A 22105-nucleotide genomic window follows, 5' to 3' on the forward strand; every position below is an offset into this window, starting at 1 on the left:
TCACGGGACGGAATTAAAAAAGGAACATTTGCTCTTCAAAATTACCACACGCGGCATCCCGGCCCGCCTGCCCGGCCGCGGGCGGGCAGGCGTTTAACATCACACCCACGGGCCGGTGAGGACCGCCGCAGCGACGGCGCTCCCGCCTTGGAAGCGACGGGGCGAGGGACATAGGCTCAGTCCCATGACATCGAACGAGCACTGGCCGCAGCACAATCCATCCGGCGGTCAACGCTACGGGCAGCAGCCCCCATGGCCCGGACAGCCTCTGCCCCAGCAGGCCAATCCCACGTGGATGGGCCAGGTCCGGCCCGATCACTACCGGGCTGCACCTGCCAACAGCTTTGCGCCGGCCGCCCACACGGTGATGCCGCCTGCACTTGCCGGGAACCGCACCACTATGGGAGTCATGGGGCTTGTAGGCGGCGGGGGCTTCCTTGCCTTCGCCAGCCTCTTCCTTGTCCTCCCCTACCTCGTGGGCAACACGGGCGTCACCGGATTCGTGATCGGCTTCATCGCCTCCCTGATTCCGCTCAGCGCCGTGCTGCTGGCCGTCTACTTCATCGACCGCTGGGAGCCCGAGCCCAAGCGGCTGCTGTTGTTTGCCTTCCTCTGGGGTGCCGCCGTGTCCATTTCCGTCACGCTGCTGATCCAGCCGTTCTTCGCACTGGCGGCAGCACCGCCGGTCGGCATGGACTACAGGACCTTTGCCGTGACCGTGCAGGCCCCGGTCGTGGAGGAGTTCGCCAAGTCCCTGGGCCTGCTGCTGCTCCTGGTCTTCGCGCGGAAGCACTTCGACGGCCCCGTGGACGGCGTGGTGTTCGCCTTCACCATTGCCGGCGGCTTCGCTTTCACGGAAAACATCCTGTACTTCGGGCGGGCAATCGCCGAGTCCAGCACACCCGGCACCGACCTCGCGGTCGTTTTCTTCCTTCGGGGCGTGATGTCCCCGTTTGCGCACGCCATTTTCACCGGAGCCACGGGACTCATCCTCGGTTTCGCCGCACGCCGCTGGCACACCGGAATGTCGGTGGTCGCGTTCTTCGTCGGCCTGGCCCCGGCGATGTTCCTGCACAGCATGTGGAACAGCATGGGCCAGGACTTCCTGGTTCAGTACATCGTGGTGCAGGTGCCCATCTTCGTGCTGGCCGTCGTCGTCATTGTGGTGCTCCGCGTGGCGGAATCACGGCTAACGCGGCAGCGGCTCCAGGAATATGCCGCCGCAGGGTGGTTCACGCCGCCGGAAGTGGAGATGCTGTCGACTGCCGGCGGCCGCCGGTCCGCGGTGCGCTGGGCAAAGCAGTTCGGCCGGGCGCCGCAGATGAAGTCCTTCCTTCGTTCGGCCACCCAGCTGGCCTTCACCCGGCAACGAATCCTCAGCGGGCGGGACGTCCCTGCCCACCAGCTCGACGAGCACCGCCAGCTGGCGGAAGTCGTGGCCCGGCGGGACGCTGTGCTGCGCTGAGGCAAGGGCTTGTCCGTCGCCAGAACACCCGGCCAAATGGAAACGGAAAAGGCGGAGATACGGGAAAGGGCCGGCGCCCGCCGTGAGGCGGGCACCGGCCCTTTACACCGGCTGCGGCTAGGCCAGCAGCGACGGCTTCAGCTGCTGGAGCCGGCCCAGCAGGCCGTTGATGAACGACGGCGACTCGTCCGTGGACAGCGTTTTCGCCAGGGCGACGGCCTCGCTGACGGCTACGCCGTCGGGAACGTCATCGTTGTAGAGCAGTTCCCACGTGCCGATGCGCAGGATGATGCGGTCCACCGAGGGCATGCGTTCCAGTGTCCAACCCTGCGAGTAGGTCTCCAGGAATTCGTCGATGGCAACCTGGTGGGACACCACGCCTTCGACGATCTCGAGGGTATAGGGGTTGACGATCTGGTCGGTTTTTTCGCGGCGGGACCGCAGCACATCAAAAGCCGAAAGGGAGCGTTGCTCCGCCTCGAAGAGAACATCCAGGGCCCGGTTACGGGCCTTACCGCGGGCGCTCACTAGTCGTTGACCCGACCGAGGTAGCTGCCGTCGCGGGTGTCGACCTTGACCTTGGTGTTGTTCTCAACGAACAGCGGCACCTGGATCTCGTAGCCAGTTTCCAGCGTTGCCGGCTTGGTGCCGGCGGAGGAGCGGTCGCCCTGCAGGCCCGGCTCGGTGTAGGTGATTTCGAGGACAACGCTCGGCGGGAGCTCGATGTACAGCGGAGTGCCTTCGTGGATGGCGATGTTGACCATCTGGTTTTCCAGCATGAAGTTGGTGGCGTCGCCTACCGTGGCACCGGAAACGGTGATCTGGTCGAAGTCCTGGGTGTCCATGAACACGAAGTCAGCGCCGTCCTGGTACAGGTACTGGTAGTCGCGGCGGTCAACCGTGGCAGTCTCGATCTTGAGGCCGGCGTTGAAGGTCTTGTCGACCACCTTGCCGGACATGACGTTGCGCATCTTGGTGCGGACGAAAGCGCCGCCCTTGCCCGGCTTGACGTGCTGGAACTCGATGATGTTCCAGAGCTGGCCCTCAAGCTTCAGCACGGTTCCGTTCTTGATGTCGTTTGTGGTTGCCACTGATATCCTCTGGTTTCTATCTGACTGCTTCTAGCTGCCAGCCGGTTATGTCAGGCAGGCACGCCAAAAGGCCGCCAGCGAGTATTTGTCAAAAATCCAAGAACCATTCTACCGGTAATGCCGGCGGGCTCGCGCGACGGCCGCTAGGCCGCCATTTCCAGGACGTTCCGTGCCCGCTGCAGCGCAACGGTGGAAGAGTAGATCAGCGCGGCGTCCGCGGACCCTGCGACCCTCAGGTCCAGGGCTTTCGCGAACTCATCAACGGCGGCCGCGGTGTTGCCGCCGGCGTAGTACGCACGTCCCAGGTGCTGGTGCGCCAGCGCTTCCAGCTCGGTTCCCTGGACCTCCCCCAGGAGCTGGCGGAAAAGATCCACGGCACGGTCGAAACGCCTGGAAACCCGCAGCACCTCGGCTTCGAAGGCGCGCAGCCGGAAGGATTCGGGATCGTTGTAGCGTGCCTCGGCCAGGAGCTCCGCGGCGTCGGCGGCATGGCCTTCCACCAGCAGGACCATGATGCGGTCCGCCGGATCCGAGGACGCCTGAAGGGCGGAGCTGCAGGCTTCCTCGTTAACGATTCCGGGCATCAGGGTGTCCGGGTTGATCTTGATGCCCGGGAAACCCGCATCCGGCCACTCACTCGTGCCGCCCATGGAATCCATCATCATGTCGGTCATCATCAAGAGGCAATCTCCTGGTAGGCGGCAAACAGCAGGGACGTGTCCGGGACGTCAAGGATCCCCGGCCGGGCAATGCCGTCGAGCACCACGAAGCGCAGCAGGTCGCCGCGGGACTTCTTGTCCCGGCGCATGCCGTCGAGGAGTCCCTGCCAGCGGTCCCGGCGGTAGGTGATCGGCAGTCCCAGGGTTTCCAGGATGGTGCGGTGGCGGTCGGCGTCAGCGTCGCTCAGGCGGCCCACGCTGCGGGCGAGCTCCGCGGCGAACATCATTCCCACGGATACGGCTGCACCGTGGCGCCACGAGTAGCGTTCCACCAGCTCGATCGCGTGACCCAGCGTATGCCCGTAGTTGAGGATTTCGCGCCGGCCGGTTTCCTTGAGGTCCTCGGACACCACGTCCGCCTTGACCGCGATGGCGCGTTCGATCAGCTCCCGCAGGACCGCGGACTGGGGATCGGTGACTGCCGAGGGGTCCTTTTCGATGAGGTCCAGGATGGCAGGATCGGCGATGAACCCGCATTTGATGACCTCAGCCATCCCCGAGATCAGCTCGTTCTTCGGGAGCGTACCCAGGGTATCAAGGTCAGCGAGCACGGCGGCCGGCGGGTGGAAGGCGCCCACGAGGTTCTTGCCTTCGGCCGTATTGATGCCGGTCTTGCCGCCGACGGATGCGTCCACCATGCCGAGCAGGCTGGTGGGCATGTGGATGACTTTGACCCCGCGAAGCCACGTCGCGGCCACAAACCCCGCGAGGTCGGTGACGGCACCTCCGCCGACTGCCACGACGGCGTCGGACCGGGTGAAGTCGTTTTGGCCCAGGACCTGCCAGCAGAACGCGGCAACCTGGATGTGCTTGCCTTCTTCGGCGTCCGGGATTTCGGCTGTCAGCGCCGTGAACCCGGCCGAGGCCAGTTCATCGCGGACGGTGTCCCCGGTGAGCCGCAGGGCACGCGGATGGATGACCAGGACACGCTTGACGCGCTCCCCCAGGAGTTCCGGAAGGCGTTGCAGCAGGCCGCGGCCCACAACGACGTCGTAGTTGTCAGCGGCAGACTTACCGGTGACTTTGATGACGGTTGATTCGCTACTCACTTTTCAACTTCCTTTGTTGCGGCCACTGGCTCCGCCGCTGCGGTCTGTGCCGCCGCGTACTCACGCAGCGCCTCTTCCAGCCGATGTCCGAGATCCGCGACGGATCCGTTGCGGACATCGAAAACGAGATCGGCGAGCCGTTCGTACACGGGTTGCCGGGTGGCAAACAATGCGCGCCATCGGCCCATGGCGTCCCCGGCCAGGAGTGGACGGCCCGAGTTCCGGGCGATGCGTTCAGACACTGTATCGGCGTCGCACTCCAGGTAAACCACCGTGCAGCGGCCCAGAAGCTGCTGGGTGCCGGAGTCGAGGACAGCCCCGCCGCCCAGCGAAATGACGGTACTGGTGTGCTGGGCGTCTTCGATCACCCGGGCCACGGTCCGGGCTTCAATCTCCCGGAAAGCACTCTCGCCGCGGGCGGCGAAGATGTCCGCAATGGTTCCGTGGTTTTCCACAATTACGATGTCGGTATCGACAAACGCCGCCCCCAGCTGCTGCGCGAGCTGGTGTCCGATCGCCGACTTGCCGACGGCCATGGGCCCGATAAGCGCGATGGGCCGCCGCGGCGCTGCGCCGTTCCTGGTGCTGACCGGCACTACTGGCCGATCGAGTCCAGGGACGCCGGAATGTTGTCCAGGTAACCCTTGATGTTGCGTGCCGTCTCCGCGACGGAATCACCGCCGAACTTCTCTGCCACAGCCTCGGCGAGCACCAGCGCCACCATGGCTTCGGCCACGACGCCCGCTGCCGGGACGGCACAGACATCGGAGCGCTGGTGGTGGGCCTTCGCGGCCTCCCCGGTGCTCACGTCGATGGTCTTCAGGGCGCGGGGAACGGTGGCGATGGGCTTCATCGCCGCACGGACACGCAGGACATCGCCGATGCTCATGCCGCCTTCGATGCCGCCGGCCCGGTTGCTGGTGCGGATGATCCGGCCGTCGGAATCCTTGACGATTTCGTCGTGGGCGGCGGAGCCCCGGCGGGATGCCGTGAGGAATCCGTCGCCAACCTCAACACCCTTAATTGCCTGGATGCCCATCAGGGCAGCGGCAAGGCGGGAGTCCAGGCGGCGGTCCCAGTGAACGTAGCTGCCGAGTCCGGGCGGGAGGCCGTAGGCCAGGACCTCCACCACACCGCCGAGGGTTTCGCCTTCCTTATGGGCGGCGTCAACCTCGGCCACCATGGCGTCCGAGGTTTCCCGGTCGAAGCAGCGGAGGGGATCTGCGTCGAGGGCTATCACATTGGCCGGCGAGGGCAGCGGCCGGCCTTCGGGCACGGTGACGCTGGCGATGGAAACCGTGTGGCTGACAAGTTCGATGCCGAGCTGCTTGAGGAACTGCGCCGCCACGGTGCCCAGGGCAACGCGGGTGGCGGTTTCACGGGCGCTGGCACGCTCCAGTACCGGGCGGGCTTCGTCGAAGCCGTACTTCTGCATTCCCGTGAAGTCGGCGTGGCCGGGACGGGGCCGCGTCAGCGGTGCGTTGCGGGCCTGGTCGGCGAGGATGTCGGGGTCCACGGGGTCGGCAGCCATGATCTGCTCCCATTTGGGCCACTCCGTGTTGCCCACCTGGATGGCCACCGGACCGCCCTGGGTGATGCCGTGGCGCACTCCGCCGAGGACGGTAACGACGTCCTGCTCGAACTTCATCCGGGCCCCGCGGCCGTAGCCGAGGCGACGGCGGGCTAGGGCATCGGCGATCTGGCTGCTGGTGAGTTCAACACCGGCAGGCACGCCTTCAATTATTCCGACCAGTGCCGGACCATGGGATTCACCGGCAGTCAACCAACGCAACATACAATCCATCCTGCCACGTAGGGCGGTTAGAACACTCGTCGGGGTGCCCCGACTGCGTCACACATCACATCTATGACATCGGCCGTGACGTCGTAGCCGAGGCCGCTGAAAAACCGCACCTGCTCCACCGCTTGGTACAGCAACATCTCCAGCCCGGGCACCACGGCGCCTCCGCCGTCCTGCCAGACGGAGGCAATCCGGCTCGGCCAGGGATCGTAGGCGACGTCCAGCAGTACTCCCGGGGTCGCAGCGTGGAGGGCGGCGAGTTCATCCGCCAGGGCATCGGCCCCGTGCGGCGGGAGGGTGGAAATGACGACGTCGGCGGCCGCCATTGCAGCGGCCGCGCCGGACAGCGGGAGGACACGGATCGGCAGGCCGACGCCATCGGACGCGGCCCGCGCTTCGGCAGCACGTCCCACGTCGCGCACGAAAACGTCAGCCGTCGGCGCCCCCAGGTCCTTGAGCGCCGCGATCGCCGCGGCGGAGGTTCCGCCGCCGCCGAGGATCACCGCGGACGGTGCGGACACCACGCCGGCATGCCGCACCGCGTTGACGATGCCCGCGACGTCGGTGTTGTAGCCGATCCTGCGGACGGACGTCCCTTCGGCTTCGAACGCCACAGTGTTCACGACTCCGAGGATGCCGGCCACCCCGCGGACCTCATCAACCTCGGAAACCATGGCTGCCTTCAGCGGCATGGTGACGGACAGTCCCCGCCAGCCGGGCTGGCTGCGGACCGTCTCCATGAACGCCGGGAGCTCCGGAACGGTCACATCGATGGCGGTGTACTCGATCTCCACGCCCAAACGGGCGTAGGCAGCCCGATGAAGGGCCGGGGACTTCGAATGGCTGATCGGATGCCCAAGAACGGCAGCCCTGAGGGTCACGTGCAACGTCCCGCGTTTGCGGCGCACCAGGCGTTGTACTGCTCCACGTACACGTTGTGCTCAGCCAGCGTCTTGGAGAACTTCGTTTCCTTGGTGTCCAGGTTGATGGTCACCCAGTACATGTATTCGTTGGCCTTCGGCTTGGCAGCCGCGTCGATGGCGTTCTTGCCGGGTGATCCGATGGGTCCCACCGGAAGCCCCTGGTTGGCATAGGTGTTGTAAGGGTTCGACTTGTCGGCCTTCTGGTCCTCGTCGATGTGGAAGCTCTTGATTCCCAGCCCGTAGGTCACCGTGGCATCGGACTGGATCAGGCCGGCCGTCTCGGTGTTGTTCGGCTTGAGCCGGTTGTAGATCGCACCGGCGACGTCGCCGTACTCGGCCTGCCCGCCTTCGGCCTGGACGATGCTGGCAACCGTGACGACGTCGTACTGTTTCGCCGGATCGGTGACTCCCTGCGCCTTGAGCTCGTCAACCGTTGCCGTGACCAGGGTCTGGAGGATCTCCTTGGCCGACGTTCCCAGCGGGAAGCGGTGCTCACCGGGCGCCAGGTACCCTTCAAGGTTCTTTGCCTTCTCCGGGAGCCCGAACTGGGCCGGGGCGTCGCTGAGCGCCTTGAGTTCAGTGATGGGAATGCCGGATCCCTCGGATATGGACTGCAGTGACTCGCCGATCCGCAGCCCGGCGCTAAGGGCGAAGTACATCACTTTGCCTTCACCCTTGCCCAGCAGGATGGCGACGGCGTCGGAGTTCTTCATCTCCTGGCGGAACTGGAACTCCCCCGGCGCAACCGTTCCGCCGGACGCCGTGAGCTCGCGCAGGAACGTGTCCGGGTTGGCAATGACCTTCTGCTCCGCGAGCTTGGTGGCAACAGACCTGGTGCCTTCGCCGGGCTCAACGGAAACATTCACTTGCCCGGTGCCGGGGCCAGGGTAATCGGCAATGGTGTCTCCTCCCAGCAGCGGCTTCAGGAACTGGGCTCCCACCACCAGCGCGGTGACGAACACGGCGAGCGTCAGCAGCAGCGCGAGCCAGCGGCGGCGGTGGCGGACCTTCTTGGACGTTGCCGGGACCACTGCCACCGGGGAGCCTGCGCCCATCAGCGGGTGCCCTGGCTCGTCGAAATGCTGTTCGTGGTGGTCTCCCGCGGCGTAGACGTCGGCACCATCATAGACATGGTGTGCCTCGTCCTCGTGGTGGTCTGCATAGTGGTGGTGCCCGGGTTCCGCGTGCAGGTCACCCTGTGGAGCGTAGGCGTGCGGGTCGTAACTTTCGGGTGCTTCGTGGTGCAGCAGTTCGGGGTGCACGGGTGCTTCGTGGTGCAGCAGTTCGGGGTGCACGGGTTCCTCGTGCCGGAGGAGTTCCTCCTGGTGCACGGGTGCTTCGTGCCGCACCGGTTCCTCGTGGTGCTGGACGGTGGGCGGCGCCTCGGGCATCTCGGGGGCCGCCTCATGCACCGACGGCGGGGCGGGCGGCACGAGGGGTGCTTCGGGGGGCGCACCGGCGGACCGCGGCCCGGTGTTGTCCATGGGATCGGCGGTTCCGGCGGGATACTGCGTCGAATGGCCGGTTTCAAATGCCTGCGGTGGGACGACGTCATGGCCTTCGGTCCCGAGGGACTTCTCCCTGGCCCGGATTTCCTTGCGCGTCAGCTGACGTCCGGAGTCACTGAATTCGTCACCTGAGGACTCGCCGCTGTTGACCGGGCTCACTGTAGCCTTCCATCGTCTGAAGATTGCACGTTGGTTCCGGAGACTGCCTGCTCAGCGTCGTCCGCTGCGGCGTCCCCGGAAAGCCCCGGCTGCGAAACCGCGAATACGCGGCTTCCAACATCCGTTCCCCTGGCTTTTTGCATATCGATTGCGTGCTGCAGAATTCCCGCTGCGGCAACCTGATCCACTACCTTACGGTGATTCCGGCTGCTCATGCCAGCTTCGTGCAGGTTGCGGTGCGCTGTCACGGAGCTTAAGCGTTCGTCAATCAGCTGCACCGGAATGGCCGACCCACGGCTCTCCAGCGCCGCCACCAGCAGTTGGGCGTAGTCCGTCGCCATGCGGGCCGAAGCGTGCTCTTCGCCTTTGAGCGTGCGCGGCAGGCCAACGAAGATCTGGACGGCGCCAAGCTCGGCGGCCAAGGCCGCCAGCACACGGACATCCGTGTTCTTCTTGGCGTTCCGCTCCAGCGTTTTCAAGGGTGTGGCCAGGATACCGTCGCGGTCACAGACAGCGACGCCCACGCGGACGGTGCCCACGTCCACCCCCAGTTTGATGCCCTGGGGGTAGACGCCGGGTGCAGCAGATTGATTCACAGTTCGGTTATCGCCTCGTAATGGCGTCCACGACGGCGGTAAGCGCCGCCGGTACCTTCGTCGCATCGGTGCCGCCGCCCTGGGCGACGTCGTCCTTGCCGCCGCCGCCGCCGCCGAGGATCCCGGCCGCAAGGCGGACGAGGGCGCCGGCTTTGACCCCCGCTGTGCGGGCTGCCTCGTTGGTGGCCACCAGGATCACGGGGCGGTCGTTGCTCACACCGGCGACCGCGACGGCGGCCGCCTCGGACCCGAGCCGGCTGCGCAGGTCGAGGGCAAGCCCGCGGAGGTCGTCGGCGCCGCTGACCTGTCCGGCGTCGTGCGCAATGACCTTGACCCCGGCGGCATCCTTGGCCGTACCAACCAGCTGCGCAGCGGCTGCAGCCAGCTGCTCCTTGCGCAGGCGCTCCAGTTCCTTTTCAACTGTCTTGAGTTTTGTAAGAGTGGTGGCGATGCGGTCTGCAAGCAGGCCGGACGGCACCTTCAGCATTTCGGTGAGCTCCGTGACCAGTGCACGCTCGGCGGCGAGGTGCCGGAAAGCCTCCATGCCGACGAAAGCCTCCACGCGGCGGTTTCCGGAACCTACCGACTGGTCGCCAAGCAGGGACAGGCTGCCGATGAGCGAGGTGTTGGCCACATGCGTACCGCCGCAAAGCTCACGGGACCATGCGCCGTCGATCTCCACGACCCGGACTTCATTGCCGTAGTTCTCGCCGAAGAGCGCCATGGCACCGAGCGCCTTGGCCTCGGCAAGTGCCATGACCTTGGTCTCCACCTGGAAGTTGTTCCGGATGGCGAGGTTGGAGACTTCCTCGATCTCCGAGCGCGTTGCGGCGCTGAGGCCCTCGCCCCAGGCGAAGTCGAAGCGCAGGTAGCCTGCCTTGTTGTACGAGCCGCGCTGCAGGGCCTCCGGGCCGAGGATCTGGTGCAGGGCTGCGTGGACAATGTGCGTCCCGGTGTGGGCCTGCTCTGCAGAGTGGCGCCGCTCGCGGTCCACAGCGGCCTGCACCAGGGAGTCAGCACCGATTTCGCCCTCGCGGACAATCGCCTTGTGCACGCTCAGGCCCTTGACGGGCCGCTGGACGTCCAGGACCTCGACGACGAATCCGTCGCCCGTGATGAGCCCGGTGTCGGCTGCCTGGCCGCCGGCCTCGGCATAGAACGGGGTCTCAGCCAGCACGAGCTCGATCTCCTCGCCAGTGGAGGCCTGGGAAACCTTACGGCCGCCGGCAAGGATGCCGCGGACCTTGGATTCGCCGGCAAGCTCCGTGTAGCCGGTGAAGACGGTCTCGCCTTCGGCCAGCAGCTCCTGGAAGGCGCTGAGGTCCGCGTGCGATCCCTTCTTGCCCTTGGCGTCGGCCTGGGCGCGCTGGCGCTGCTCCAGCATGAGCTTCCGGAATTCGGGCTCGTCCACCTTGAGGCCTGCTTCTTCCGCCATTTCCAGCGTCAGGTCGATCGGGAAACCGTAGGTGTCATGCAGGGCAAAAGCGTCGGCGCCGGACAGCGGCTGGCCGGCGGCCTTGGAATCCTTGACGGCGTCCTCGAGCCGGGCGGTGCCGGACGCGATGGTGCGCAGGAAGGCTTTCTCCTCGGCGTAGGCGATGCGGCTGATCCGGTCGAAGTCGGTTTCGACCACCGGGTAGACACCCTTCATCGCGTCGCGGGATGCCGGCAGGAGGTCGGGCAGGCAGGCCTTTTCGACGCCGAGGAGGCGCATGGAGCGCACGGCGCGGCGGATCAGGCGGCGCAGCACGTAGCCGCGGCCTTCGTTGGACGGGGTCACGCCGTCGGCGATCAGCATCAGGGCGGAGCGGATGTGGTCGGCCACGACGCGCATCCGGACGTCGTCCGTGTGGTGCGGATCGTCGGCGGACTCCGCGGAGGTGTACTCGCGGCCGGACAGTGCCGCGGCCTTGTCGATCACGGGGCGGACCTGGTCGGTCTCGTACATGTTCTCGACGTCCTGCAGGATCATCGCGAGGCGTTCCATGCCGAGGCCGGTGTCGATGTTCTTCTTCGGCAGTTCGCCGGTGATGTCGAAGTCCACCTTGGAGCGGACGTTATCGATCTGGTACTGCATGAACACGAGGTTCCAGATTTCGACGTAGCGGTTCTCGTCGGCGATGGGACCGCCCTCGACACCGTACGACGGGCCGCGGTCGTAGTAGATCTCGGAGCAGGGACCGGCCGGACCGGGCTGGCCGGTGGACCAGTAGTTGTCCGCCTTGCCCATCCGCTGGATCCGTTCGGCCGGCATGCCCGTGTTCTTGAGCCAGAGCTGCTCGGCCTCGTCGTCCTCTTCATAGACGGTGACCCAGAGCTTCTCGGGCGGCAGGCCGTAGCCGCCGTCGTCAACGCCGGTGGTGAGCAGTTCCCAGGCGAACTTGATGGCGTCTTCCTTGAAGTAGTCGCCGAAGGAGAAGTTGCCGCACATCTGGAAGAAGGTGCCGTGCCGTGCCGTCTTGCCGACTTCCTCGATGTCGCCGGTGCGGATGCACTTCTGCACGCTCGTGGCCCGGTTGTACGGCGCCTCTTCGCGGGCCGTCAGGTACGGAATGAACGGCACCATGCCGGCCACCGTGAACAGCAGGGAGGGGTCGCTGGACACCAGGGAGGCGGAGGGCACCGCCGTGTGTCCCTTGCTGACAAAAAAGTCGATCCAGCGCTTGGTGATCTCCTGCGACTTCATAACCTGGTTACTTACCCTTCTTGGTGTACTGCGTGTAGTTCTGATGCGTATGGGTCCGATGCGTGAGGTCACGCCATTCGACGCGTGGCGGCCCGGGCATCTGCGGTGGCATCTGCCGGGGCTGCCGGTTTAATTCTCCCCCACGCCGGGCGGTGCGATATCCGCCGGGGCATCGGGCCGCCCGGCGGGCTGTTCCTGGTGGCGGGCGCTAGCGCCGTGCCACGTCCTGGCTGTCGATGCCCAGTGCTGTCCGCAGTTCTGTTTCGCGTTCCTGCATCCCGTCGCGGATTGCGTCTGCGAAGTCGTAGATGCCGTCGGCGAGGCGGCCCACCGCCCGGTTGAGGCCTTCGGGCCCAAGGGTGGACTGCGCCTCGGTGATTTTGCGGAACGCGATGACACCGATGGCGACGCCGATTCCCATCCAGAGAATTCTTTTCATTGAGTGATCTCCGTCTGGATTAGCGGCTGCGGCGGCCGGTGGCGGGTTTCTTGCGGGCTGACAGGGCGGAGCGAACGCCGTAGCTGAAGGCTGCCACCTTGATCAGCGGGGACCCCACCGTTGCGGCCACGAGGGACGAGAGCGCGGAAATATTGGCGGAGGCGTCCGAGACGTTGGACGAGATGCCGTCAACCTTTTTAAGCTGCTGGTTGGTGGTGGAAACCGTTGCGGTGACTTCGTCCATGAGCGGTGTGGCGCCGTCGCTGATAGCACGGATGGACGTCCGGACTTCGTCAAAAACCCGTCCGAGCTTCAGGATGGGCACGGCGAGAAGCAGCACGAGGAGCGCAAACACCCCTGCCGCGATCAGGCCGGCAATATCGCCACCAGACATAGACGTTCATCTCCTTGTGATTCCGTGGACTGCTGCGGGTTCCGCAGCGGCATGATTGCCGCTATTGCGGAACTCCCCCCAGTACCTTACATACAAAGAAGCCCGCGGCGCTTGCCACGGGCTTCTTTGGATACGCTGCTGCTATTTAGCGTGCGTAGAATTCGACGACGAGCTGCTCTTCGCAGGTTACGGGAACCTCGGAGCGCTTCGGGCGACGAACCAGGCGTGCCTGCAGGGCGTCAAGCTTGACGTCCAGGTAGGCGGGAACCTGGGGCAGGACGTCGCGGTGTGCGCCGGCCGCTGCAACCTGGAACGGAGGCATGGTTTCGCTGCGGCTGTGAACGTGGACCAGCTGGCCCTCGCCGACGCGGAAGGACGGGCGGTCAACGCGGATGCCGTCAACCAGGATGTGGCGGTGCACAACCAGCTGGCGGGCCTGGGCGATGGTGCGGGCGAAGCCGGCACGCAGCACGAGGGCGTCGAGACGCATTTCGAGCAGTTCGATCAGGTTTTCACCGGTCAGGCCCTTGGTGCGGCGTGCTTCTTCGAAGGCACGGGTCATCTGGGCTTCGCGGATGCCGTACTGGGCGCGCAGACGCTGCTTTTCGCGCAGACGTACGGCGTAGTCGGAGTCCTGCTTCTTGCGGGCACGGCCATGCTCACCGGGGCCGTACGGGCGGCGCTCCATGTACTTGGCGGCCTTGGGGGTCAGAGCAATGCCGAGTGCACGCGAAAGGCGTGCGGTACGGCGAGCACGAGTGTTGTTAGCCACTTGTGTCCTTCCAATATCTGCGGTGTGTCAGTGTTACTGGCCTCCACGATGGAGAGCATCGGCCAACCGCTGCCTTTTGCTACTGGGCACAGGGCATAACCACACCGCAGCATGAAATGCTGGAAATCAGTGGATTGTGCGTCCGCGCCTTGCCAGACAACGAACTATCCTACCACGATGCGGCCTGCCGCCCTGATCCGGCGATGCCAGGTGAGGGCGCAACACGGGCTGAAACGCAATCGGGTGTCAGCGCTGCCAGATCCCGGCGCGGTTACATCCGGGCGTGGACACCGTGGCTGGACGGCCGGCCGAAGGAGGCTGCGCCTAGGAACTCAACGGCGACGAACGGCTCGGATCCCAGCACCCACTCGTCGTGGCCGGGCGGAAGCGTGTAAGTGTCGTTGGCGTGGATGGTGGAACGCACGCCGTCGGCGGTTTCCACTTCCAGGACGCCGGAGACACAGAAGCCGAGATGGCTGTGCTGGCAGAAGTCCGTCTTCTCGAAGGGCTTGCTGCTCTCCGACCACCGCCAGCCCGGATTGAGGATCAGGCGGGCCACCGAGTAATCGTTAACGGTGACAAGGTCGAATTCCGCCTTGTCGGGGCAACGCTTCTTGTCCGGAATGTCAAAGGATTTCACGGACAGTGCTGTGACGAAATTTACGGACATAGGACACTACCTGGGAACTGGGAAGAGGGCGCATGGGGGTGGTGCCGGGCTTGTGTTGTGCCAGCCCCGACCTGGGGCCTGAGTGTGCGAACAACCGGCATTTTTGCTGATGTCCCCCCTCAAGGCACGCACGTTCAACAGATCCGTGCTGACGTAATTCAACGTTAGCCCTCCGCCGCCGGAAGTCAACGGCTAACGCCTCGGACCGTCTGGGACGGGACCGGTCAGCCGCCGCGGATGATCTTTCGCAGCCGCTCCAGCCGGGTGGAAATCTCGCGTTCAGCGCCATTGGCGGTTGGCTGGTAGTAGTCCCGGCCGACGAGGTCATCCGGGGGATATTGCTGCGTGGCAACGGCATGCGGGGCGTCGTGCGCGTACTTGTAGCCTTGCCCGTGCCCGAGCTGTTTGGATCCCGGGTAGTGTGCGTCCCGCAGGTGGGCGGGGATGCCGTTGCCCAGGCCGGCCCGGACGTCGGCGATGGCTTTGTTGATCCCCATGTACGCGGCGTTGGACTTCGGGGCGGTCGCCAGGTGGACCACGGCTTCAGCCAGCACGATGCGACCTTCGGGCATGCCGATCAGTTGCACGGCCTGGGCAGCAGCAACGGCGGTCTGCAATGCCGTGGGGTCGGCCATGCCAACATCCTCGGCCGCCGAAATCACGATGCGGCGGGCGATGAACCGTGGGTCCTCCCCGGCTTCCAGCATGCGCGCCAGGTAATGCAGCGAGGCATCGACGTCGGAGCCCCGGATGGATTTGATGAAGGCGCTCGCTACGTCGTAGTGCTGGTCCCCTGCCCGGTCATACCTGACGGCTGCAACATCGAGGGCACGTTCGGTGTGCCGCAGTTCCACGGTGACGGGGCCGTCGTCGGCGTCGTCGGCATCACCGAAAGCCACGCCTGCCGCCGCCTCCAGCGCCGTCAGCGCGCGGCGCGCGTCGCCACCGGAAAGCCGGACCAGGTGGGCCAGCGCTTCTTCGCTGAGCTTCACTTTCCCGTTCAGTCCGCGGGCATCGGTCGCGGCCCGCTGGACCAGTCCCTCGACATCCGCATCGGTCAGCGGGCGGAGCGTCAGCAGCAGCGAACGGGACAGCAGGGGCGAGACGACGGAAAAGGAGGGATTCTCGGTGGTGGCGGCGACCAGCACCACCCAGCGGTTTTCGACGCCGGGCAGCAGAGCGTCCTGCTGGGCCTTGTTGAACCGGTGGATCTCGTCGAGGAAAAGGACGGTGGTGGTTTTGTAAAGGTCCCTCGCGGTGAGCGCCTCGTCCATGACGCGCCGCACGTCCTTCACACCCGCGGTGATGGCGGAGAGTTCCACGAACTTCCGGCCGGGGCCCTTGGCGATCACATGGGCCAGCGTGGTTTTGCCGGTTCCGGGAGGTCCCCACAGGATGAGTGACGTCGGTCCGGCCGGCCCGGCGGAGTCGGCACCTGCACCGGCGGCCAGCTGCCGCAGCGGGGACCCCTGCCCCAGCAGGTGCTGCTGGCCCACCACGTCGTCGAGGGTGCGCGGCCGCATCCTAACCGCGAGGGGGCTCCGCGGCTGTGTCCGGCCGGCGGCCGGCCCGGAAACCGCCGAACCGGACGGCGCCGCTGTCCCGCCGTCGTCGTCGTTATCCGGCCCTTGGCCAAAGAGATCATCCACATAGATAGGCTACTTCTAGTTCAATGACCGCACTGACAACGGAGACCCCAGCGATGCCCACCCCAGAGTCCCGAGTGGCATTCGTGTCCGGTGCCCGGCTGCCGGGGTGGGTGGAGCGCTTCGCCGCAAGCCACGGCACCCTCACGGAGGAAGAGCCCGACGGCGGCCTGCAACTGTCTGCGGCCGACGGCGCCGTGGCGCTGCTGCAGGCACCTTGGCCGGCGGACGGCCGGCCCGGGACAGGAACCGACGCGGTGTCGCGGCTCGCGTCGCTGGCGGCGCAGTCCCGCACTCTCGGGTTGGTGCTTGTCCGCCGCGGCGGCTATTCCGTGGCTGTGGTCCGTGACGGCGCCGCCCTGGCAGCCAAGACGGGCACCCGCCACGTGCAGTCCAGGACTGCGGCCGGCGGCTGGTCCCAGCAGCGTTTCGCCCGGCGGCGCGCCAACCAGGCGGATGCCCTCGTGGAGGCGGTCGCGGAGCACGCCGGCCGGATCTTCGGCGGCCACCGGATCGAGTACCTGGCGCCTGGGGGCGACCGCACGCTGGCGGAGCAGGTTCTCGCCGAACCCGTTCTGAAACGCTACGGGGCACTGGCCCGGCTGCCGTTCCTGGACGTTCCGGATCCGCGCGCCTCCGTCCTGAAGCGGGCAGCCGCGGACTCGTGTTCGGTCCGCATCCTGGTGACCGACCCGCCGGCCTAGCAGCCGGTGAGGTGCCGCTTCGGCCGCTCCTGCCGGTAGAGGTAGCGGCCGGCCTCCTGGAATCCGGACCGGGCATACAGCTCCCGTGCTCCGGGGTTGGCTGCGGTGACCAGCAGCCAGTACCCGTCCAGCCCACGTTCCTCGCCGGCCCGCAGCAGTATCTGCAGGATCAGGGAGGCGTAACCGCGGCGCCGTGCATCGGGACGGGTCGCCATGCAGTACAGCCCGCCGCGATTGCGTTCCCCGACAAGAGGCAGGGCAAGGCGTCCGACGCCGGCCGGCACGCCGTCGTCGTCCCTCACCAAGGCGTACAGCGACGGGCAGCCTTCAAGGATTCCGCGGGCGGTGGCGAGGGAGTCCTCGTCACCGCGTCCGTCCACGCTCCACCACAGCCGCAGCCAATCGTCCGTAGGCTCCGCTGACAGTTCGACGGCGGCGTCAGGCGCCGGCGTATCTCCGCCGGCACCGCGCACCAGGATCAGGGTTTCGGACTGGCGGGTGAAGCCTTCCTCGTCGAGGACAGCGTTCAGCGCGGCACTGCCGGCATTGTCGAAAACCTGGAAGATCACAGGAAGCCGGCGGCTGCGGTACCAGGCCCGGGCATCCCGCAGTAAGGCCCGCCGGTCGTGCGGGGTTCCATTCGACTCCAAACGCGGCCAGATGGAGTTGGCACGCTGGGTCACGCCGGCGGCCGCGCGGAGGACCCACCCGCCGGCTTCCCCCCGGTCGGGCGCAGGCCAGGCGGCATCCATCAGGGCCTCCAGGGCGGGGATCGTCTGCCGTTCCATCGGGCTCCTTTTCGCGGCTTGGGGGACAGCAAAGGCTCCCCGGTTTCCCGGAGAGCCTTGCTGACGATCAGGTCACTCTACTTGGCTGCGTCCTCGGCCTGTTGGGGCACAGGAACGGCTTTCTTGGCCTCGGGCTTGAAGTCGACGCCGGCCTCCTTGCGCTGCTGCGCGGTGATCGGCGCCGGAGCTGCCGTCAGCGGGTCGTAACCGCCGCCGGACTTCGGGAAGGCGATGACGTCGCGGATCGATTCCACGCCTGCCAGCAGTGCCACAACGCGGTCCCAGCCAAAGGCGATCCCGCCGTGCGGCGGGGCACCGAACTTGAAGCCTTCCAGGAGGAAGCCGAACTTCGTCTCAGCGTCTGCCTTGTCCAGGCCCATGAGTTCGAAGACGCGTTCCTGGATATCGCGCTCATGGATACGGATCGAGCCGCCGCCGATTTCGTTGCCGTTGCAGACGATGTCGTAGGCGTAAGACAGGGCCGATTCCGGGTCCTGATCGAACGAGTCCATGTACTCAGGTTTGGGCGAGGTGAAGGCGTGGTGGACGGCGGTCCACTTGCCGGCGCCGACGGCCACGTCGCCCGAGGCCACTGCTGCTGCGGCCGGCTCGAACATCGGAGCATCCACCACCCAGCAGAATGCCCAGTCGGACGGGTTGATCAGGCCGGTGCGGTGCCCGATTTCAACACGGGCGGCACCGAGGAGCGCACGGGACGGTGTCTTCTCGCCGGCTGCGAAGAAGATGCAGTCCCCGGGCTTGGCGCCGACGGCGTCGGCGAGGCCGGCCCGCTCGGTGTCCGTGAGGTTCTTGGCCACGGGACCGGCCAGTTCGCCGTCCTCCTTGTAGAGCACGTAGGCGAGGCCCTTGGCGCCGCGCTGCTTGGCCCATTCCTGCCAGGCGTCCAGTGCACGGCGTGCCTGCGAGGCACCGCCGGGCATGACCACAGCGCCGACGTACGGGGCCTTGAACACGCCGAAATTGGTGTCCTTGAAGAATTCCGTGAGTTCGGTCAGTTCCAGGCCGAAGCGGAGGTCCGGCTTGTCCGAGCCGTAGCGCGCCATGGCGTCCGCGTAGGTGATGCGCTGGATCGGCGTCGGGATCTCGACGTCGATCAGCTGCCACAGGGCTTTGACGATGCTTTCGCCGAGCGAAATGATGTCGTCCTGCTCCACGAAGCTCGCTTCGATGTCCAGCTGGGTGAATTCCGGCTGGCGGTCCGCGCGGAAGTCCTCATCGCGGTAGCAGCGGGCGATCTGGTAGTACTTCTCGAAGCCGCCCACCTGCAGGAGCTGCTTGAAGAGCTGCGGGGACTGCGGCAGGGCGTACCAGGAACCCGGCGCGAGGCGTGCGGGGACCACGAAGTCGCGGGCGCCTTCCGGCGTCGAACGCGTCAGCGTGGGGGTCTCGATCTCAACAAAGCCGTCCTGGTGGAGCAGCTCGCGTGCCACGCGGTTCGCTTCGGAGCGCAGGCGCAGGTTCCGGGCGGGGCCCGGGCGGCGCAGGTCCAGGTAGCGGTGCTTGAGTCGTGCTTCCTCGCCCACCTCGACGTGCTCGTCGATCTGGAAGGGCAGCGGATCGGAGGTGTTGAGGATGGTCACCTTCTCGGCAATGACCTCGATCTCGCCGGTGGCCAGTGCCGGGTTTTCATTGCCCTCGGGGCGCTGGGAAACCGTACCGATGATCTGGAGCACGTACTCGTTGCGGAGCCCGTGGAAGACCTCTTCTTCGCGGACCACTACCTGGGCGACGCCTGAGGCATCGCGGAGGTCAACGAATGCCACACCACCGTGATCACGACGCCGGCCCACCCAGCCGGCCAGGGTTACGGTTTGTCCAATGTGCTCGGAGCGAAGGGATCCGAGGTCATGTGTGCGCAGCACAGCTTACCTTTCAGAAGGAAGACAGAGATGATGTTGAATGGAACCGTAACGGGAACGGCCCCGTTCGAGTTTACCCGTTGGAGAGGCTCCCCTTCCGCCATGCAGACCCATCAACGGCTTCAACGCCGGCTCGGGGTGTTTGACGCCACCGCCATCGGACTCGGCTCCATGCTCGGCGCCGGCGTGTTCGTCGTCTTCTCCCCCGCCACCGCCCTGGCCGGCCGGCTGATGATTGCATCGGTCCTGATTGCCGGAGCCATTGCCTACTGCAACGCTGTGGCGTCGGCCCAGCTGGCCGCCAAATACCCGGCCAGCGGAGGGACCTATGTCTACGGCCGCAAGCAGCTCGGCGAATGGCCCGGTTTCATCGCCGGCTGGGGATTCGTCACCGGAAAGACGGCGTCGTGTGCGGCCATGGCACTGACCTTCGGCCATTATGCGGCACCGGGCTTCGCCACCCCGCTGGCCGTCGCCGCCGTCGTGGTGCTCACGGGGGTCAACCTGATGGGCATCACGCGCACCGCCCTGTTGACCAGGATCCTGCTCGCCATAGTCCTTTGCACGCTGGTGTTTGTGGCGGCAGCGGGCATTGCCGGGCCGCATCCGGCGCCGGCCGGTCCCGTCGCAGGCCCGGGCAGCGCCTGGGGAATCCTTCCGGCTGCCGGCTTGGTGTTCTTTGCCTTCGCCGGGTACGCCCGGATCGCCACGCTGGGCGAAGAGGTCAAGGATCCCGCCCGCACCATTCCGCGGGCCATCCTGGCTGCGCTGGCCGCAGCTTTCGTGATCTATCTGGGACTCGCCGTGCTGCTGCTCTGGCACCTGTCCCCGGGGCGGCTGGCTGAATCGCTGTCACCGCTGCTCGACGCCGTCACGTCCTCCGCCCTTGGCGCGGGCGGCCCGCTGGTGCAGGCCGGGGCGGCCGCGGCCTGCCTGGGCGCCCTGCTTGCACTGATCACCGGGGTGGGCCGCACTGCGATGGCCATGGCGAGGGAGCGGGACCTGCCCACTCCTCTGGCCCGGGTGGGCGGGCAGCACACGGTCCCGTTCGTCGCGGAGCTTTCCGTGGCCGCAGCCGTGATTGCGCTGCTCCTGACGACCGACGTGCTGACCGTCGTGGGCTTCTCGAGCTTCGGCGTGCTGATCTACTATGCCGTGACGAATGCCGCCGCCTTCACCCTTGCCGAGCGGCCGGGCAGCGCGCCCAGATGGCTGAATGCGGCCGGCTTCGTTGGTTGCCTGGTTCTTGCCGTCACGCTGCCGTTTGCTTCGGTGGCGGGCATGGCGGCCGTGCTGGCCGCAGGAATTGCCGGCCGGTACGTGGTGCTCCGGCTGCGGAAGGTGCCGCCTACGACTTGAGGACGCGGACGTACAGGTCCTCGTCCGACGGCGTCCACGTGGCGGGATCGGCGTCTGACTGTTCGCCCGAGCGGATGTCCTTGACCTGGTGCTTGCCGTCGTCGTCCGTGAACCAGACGAAGGGGATGCCGCGGCGGTCGGCGAACTTGATCTGCTTGCCGAATTTCTCCGCCTTGGCGGCCACCTCGGTGGAAATCCCCCTGCTGCGCAGCTGTGCGGCGACGTCCTGGGCCGCGCCCCAGCTGCCGTCGTTGTTCAAGGCGACGAGCACTGCCGTAGGCACCGAACGGGTGGCCTGCGCCAGGTCCTGGCTCAGGATCCTCGAGACGAGGCGGGTGACGCCGATGGACAGGCCGACGCCCGGGAACTTGCGGTTGCCCTTGCTGGCCAGTGCGTCGTAGCGCCCGCCGGAGCAAATGGAGCCCAGCTGTTCGTGGCCCACCAGGACGGTTTCCACGACGGTTCCGGTGTAGTAGTCCAGGCCGCGGGCGATGCTGAGGTCAGCCACTACCTTGCCCGGAGCTCGCTGCACGGCGGCTGCGATGACCTGCTCGAGCTCGTTCAGGCCTTCCTCGAGCAGCTCGTCCTTGACTCCCAGGGCGCGGACCTTGTCCACGAAGGTGGTGTCCTCGGTGCGGATGGCGGCGAGGCTCAGGGCTGCCTGGGCCTGTTCCTCGGTGGCCCCCAGTTCGGTCTTGAGCAGCTCCGCGACCTTTGCAGGGCCGATCTTCTCGAGCTTGTCGATGCTCCGCAGCACCCCGGCGGTGTCCGTCAGGCCGATCCCGCGGTAGAAGCCTTCGGCAAGTTTGCGGTTGTTGATGCGCAGGCGGAAGTCGGGAATCGGCAGGGCGCTCAGGGCCTCGGCAATCACCAGTGCAATTTCGACGTCGTAACGGAACGGCAGGTCGCCGTCGCCGACGATGTCGATGTCAGCCTGGGTGAATTCGCGGGCGCGGCCTTCTTGGGGGCGCTCACCGCGCCACACCTTCTGGATCTGGTACCGGCGGAACGGGAACGCGAGGTAGCCGGCGTTCTCGACCACATAGCGCGCGAACGGCACCGTCAGGTCGAAGTGCAGTGCCAGGGAGTGGTGGTCGCCCTTGGCTGCCCTGGATTCCTCTTCGTCCTCCTGCAGGCGGCTGAGTCCGTACACCTCTTTGTCGATCTCACCCTTGCGGAGCAGCTGGCCCACGGTTTCCACTGCGCGGGTTTCGATCGAGGAGAAGCCGTGCAGCTCGAAGACACGCCGCAGGGTGTCCAGCACATGCAGCTCCACCAGCCGCTCCTCGGGAAGCCACTCGGGGAATCCGGACAGGGAGGCGGTGCGTGCCATGGTGGATTTTCTCCTCAGGTAACAGAAGGCTGGAGTCCGCTGCGCGGTGATCCGACTCCGCCATGTGATCAAAAAGCGGCGGTAAAGGCGGGAGTCCAGCCAGTCATGCATAAACTATGTGCG

The 22105-nt window shown here is 66.4% G+C and carries 21 protein-coding genes; 3 read left to right on the forward strand and 18 right to left on the reverse strand.

The features are described from left to right. Positions 1 to 184 precede the first annotated feature (184 nt). Positions 185 to 1465 carry a PrsW family intramembrane metalloprotease gene (locus J2S97_RS05670; protein WP_307047362.1) on the forward strand — a complete coding sequence of 427 codons (1281 nt, stop codon included), beginning with the start codon at positions 185 to 187 and terminating at the stop codon, positions 1463 to 1465. Positions 1466 to 1582: 117 nt separating this feature from the next. Here J2S97_RS05670 and nusB read toward each other — a convergent pair whose 3' ends face one another. The 15 genes from nusB to J2S97_RS05745 form a co-directional block, all read right to left on the reverse strand. Next, positions 1583 to 1993 carry a transcription antitermination factor NusB gene (gene nusB, locus J2S97_RS05675; RefSeq protein WP_307047363.1) on the reverse strand — a complete coding sequence of 137 codons (411 nt, stop codon included), beginning with the start codon at positions 1991 to 1993 and terminating at the stop codon, positions 1583 to 1585. Further along, positions 1993 to 2556, reverse strand: coding sequence for an elongation factor P (gene efp, locus J2S97_RS05680; RefSeq protein ID WP_028267136.1), 564 nt, complete (start codon positions 2554 to 2556; stop codon positions 1993 to 1995). The genes nusB and efp overlap by 1 nt, the downstream gene beginning before the upstream one ends. 143 nt (positions 2557 to 2699) lie before the next feature. Further along, the gene (locus J2S97_RS05685; protein ID WP_307047776.1) at positions 2700 to 3218 is read right to left on the reverse strand and encodes a tetratricopeptide repeat protein; all 519 of its coding nucleotides are present in this window, start codon (positions 3216 to 3218) and stop codon (positions 2700 to 2702) included. A gap of 14 nt (positions 3219 to 3232) precedes the next feature. Beyond that, entirely contained in the window at positions 3233 to 4324 is a 1092-nt protein-coding gene (gene aroB, locus J2S97_RS05690; RefSeq protein WP_307047366.1) for a 3-dehydroquinate synthase, read from the reverse strand. Next, positions 4321 to 4860: a shikimate kinase gene (locus J2S97_RS05695; protein WP_307047778.1), complete on the reverse strand. Its 540-nt coding sequence runs from the start codon at positions 4858 to 4860 to the stop codon at positions 4321 to 4323. Before J2S97_RS05695 ends, aroB begins: the two co-directional genes overlap by 4 nt. A gap of 59 nt (positions 4861 to 4919) precedes the next feature. Beyond that, the gene (aroC, locus tag J2S97_RS05700; protein ID WP_307047367.1) at positions 4920 to 6119 is read right to left on the reverse strand and encodes a chorismate synthase; all 1200 of its coding nucleotides are present in this window, start codon (positions 6117 to 6119) and stop codon (positions 4920 to 4922) included. Positions 6120 to 6145: 26 nt separating this feature from the next. Next, positions 6146 to 7006, reverse strand: coding sequence for a shikimate dehydrogenase (locus tag J2S97_RS05705; RefSeq protein WP_307047369.1), 861 nt, complete (start codon positions 7004 to 7006; stop codon positions 6146 to 6148). Next, positions 7003 to 8715 (reverse strand): endolytic transglycosylase MltG, encoded by a 1713-nt coding sequence (mltG, locus tag J2S97_RS05710; protein WP_307047371.1) that lies wholly within the window; start codon positions 8713 to 8715, stop codon positions 7003 to 7005. Before mltG ends, J2S97_RS05705 begins: the two co-directional genes overlap by 4 nt. Beyond that, positions 8712 to 9311, reverse strand: coding sequence for a Holliday junction resolvase RuvX (gene ruvX / locus J2S97_RS05715; RefSeq protein ID WP_307047373.1), 600 nt, complete (start codon positions 9309 to 9311; stop codon positions 8712 to 8714). Before ruvX ends, mltG begins: the two co-directional genes overlap by 4 nt. 7 nt (positions 9312 to 9318) lie before the next feature. Then, on the reverse strand, positions 9319 to 11997 hold the full coding sequence (gene alaS, locus J2S97_RS05720) for an alanine--tRNA ligase (protein WP_307047375.1): 2679 nt from the start codon (positions 11995 to 11997) through the stop codon (positions 9319 to 9321). A 208-nt stretch (positions 11998 to 12205) separates the two neighbouring features. Beyond that, entirely contained in the window at positions 12206 to 12436 is a 231-nt protein-coding gene (locus J2S97_RS05725; RefSeq protein WP_307047377.1) for a DUF6167 family protein, read from the reverse strand. Positions 12437 to 12455: 19 nt separating this feature from the next. After that, positions 12456 to 12830 carry a DUF948 domain-containing protein gene (locus J2S97_RS05730; protein WP_307047378.1) on the reverse strand — a complete coding sequence of 125 codons (375 nt, stop codon included), beginning with the start codon at positions 12828 to 12830 and terminating at the stop codon, positions 12456 to 12458. Between the two features lie 145 nt (positions 12831 to 12975). Continuing rightward, positions 12976 to 13602, reverse strand: coding sequence for a 30S ribosomal protein S4 (rpsD, locus tag J2S97_RS05735; RefSeq protein WP_011692125.1), 627 nt, complete (start codon positions 13600 to 13602; stop codon positions 12976 to 12978). Positions 13603 to 13873: 271 nt separating this feature from the next. Continuing rightward, positions 13874 to 14272, reverse strand: coding sequence for a cupin domain-containing protein (locus J2S97_RS05740; RefSeq protein WP_307047382.1), 399 nt, complete (start codon positions 14270 to 14272; stop codon positions 13874 to 13876). A 224-nt stretch (positions 14273 to 14496) separates the two neighbouring features. Continuing rightward, on the reverse strand, positions 14497 to 15921 hold the full coding sequence (locus J2S97_RS05745; RefSeq protein WP_307047384.1) for a replication-associated recombination protein A: 1425 nt from the start codon (positions 15919 to 15921) through the stop codon (positions 14497 to 14499). 53 nt (positions 15922 to 15974) lie between these two features. Between J2S97_RS05745 and J2S97_RS05750 the strand changes: the two genes are divergently transcribed. Further along, on the forward strand, positions 15975 to 16622 hold the full coding sequence (locus tag J2S97_RS05750) for an acVLRF1 family peptidyl-tRNA hydrolase (protein WP_307047780.1): 648 nt from the start codon (positions 15975 to 15977) through the stop codon (positions 16620 to 16622). Here J2S97_RS05750 and J2S97_RS05755 read toward each other — a convergent pair. Together J2S97_RS05755 and aspS are read right to left on the reverse strand one after the other, a co-directional pair. Further along, on the reverse strand, positions 16619 to 17410 hold the full coding sequence (locus tag J2S97_RS05755; protein WP_307047387.1) for a GNAT family N-acetyltransferase: 792 nt from the start codon (positions 17408 to 17410) through the stop codon (positions 16619 to 16621). The two genes, J2S97_RS05750 and J2S97_RS05755, sit on opposite strands and share 4 nt — an antisense overlap. A 77-nt stretch (positions 17411 to 17487) precedes the next feature. Beyond that, complete coding sequence (gene aspS / locus J2S97_RS05760) at positions 17488 to 19293, reverse strand: aspartate--tRNA ligase (protein ID WP_307047389.1); 1806 nt, start codon at positions 19291 to 19293, stop codon at positions 17488 to 17490. Between the two features lie 99 nt (positions 19294 to 19392). On the opposite strand from aspS, the gene J2S97_RS05765 reads away from it, so the two are divergent. Further along, on the forward strand, positions 19393 to 20649 hold the full coding sequence (locus tag J2S97_RS05765; protein ID WP_307047391.1) for an APC family permease: 1257 nt from the start codon (positions 19393 to 19395) through the stop codon (positions 20647 to 20649). On the opposite strand, the gene hisS is transcribed toward J2S97_RS05765, so the two are convergent. Further along, complete coding sequence (gene hisS, locus J2S97_RS05770) at positions 20639 to 21982, reverse strand: histidine--tRNA ligase (protein ID WP_307047392.1); 1344 nt, start codon at positions 21980 to 21982, stop codon at positions 20639 to 20641. The two genes, J2S97_RS05765 and hisS, sit on opposite strands and share 11 nt — an antisense overlap. Positions 21983 to 22105: the final 123 nt, after the last annotated feature.

It is taken from the genome of Arthrobacter oryzae (assembly GCF_030812315.1).
In the GTDB taxonomy this organism is placed as follows: Bacteria; Actinomycetota; Actinomycetes; order Actinomycetales; family Micrococcaceae; genus Arthrobacter; species Arthrobacter oryzae_B.